This window comes from Mesorhizobium sp. M4B.F.Ca.ET.203.01.1.1, assembly GCF_004791025.1.
Taxonomy (GTDB): domain Bacteria; phylum Pseudomonadota; class Alphaproteobacteria; order Rhizobiales; family Rhizobiaceae; genus Mesorhizobium; species Mesorhizobium abyssinicae.
This window is the reverse complement of record NZ_SRUO01000095.1, coordinates 1-384: the sequence shown is the minus strand read 5'-3', so window position 1 is coordinate 384 and position 384 is coordinate 1. Positions and strand designations below refer to the sequence as shown.

1 protein-coding gene is annotated in these 384 nt (G+C 64.1%); it reads left to right on the top strand.

Annotation, left to right across the window (positions count from 1 at the left end):
* Positions 1 to 384: glycoside hydrolase family 18 protein (locus EN846_RS33790; RefSeq protein WP_135928110.1), on the top strand; the 384-nt coding region annotated here is incomplete at both ends.

Below are 384 nucleotides of genomic sequence, written 5' to 3'. Positions count from 1 at the left end.
CTACATCAACGTGATGACCTACGACTTCCACGGCGCGTGGGATGCGAAGACCAATCACCAGTCGGCGCTGTTCGATTCGCCCAATGATCCGTCCACCGGCGACCAGAAGCTGTACAACAGCAACGACGCCATCGAGGCCTTCATCAGCCGTGGCGTGCCCGCCGCCAAGCTCAACCTGGGCATCGGCTACTACGGGCGTGGCTGGACCGGTGTGGCCAATGCCAACAACGGCCTGTACCAGACCGCGAGCGGTGCCGCCCCGGGTACCTACGAGGCCGGCATCGAGGACTGGAAGGTGCTGAAGAACCTGGCGTGGCCGGGCTACACCGACAACACCGCCGGCGCCACCTGGATCTACAACGGCAGCACGCTGTGGAGCTTCGA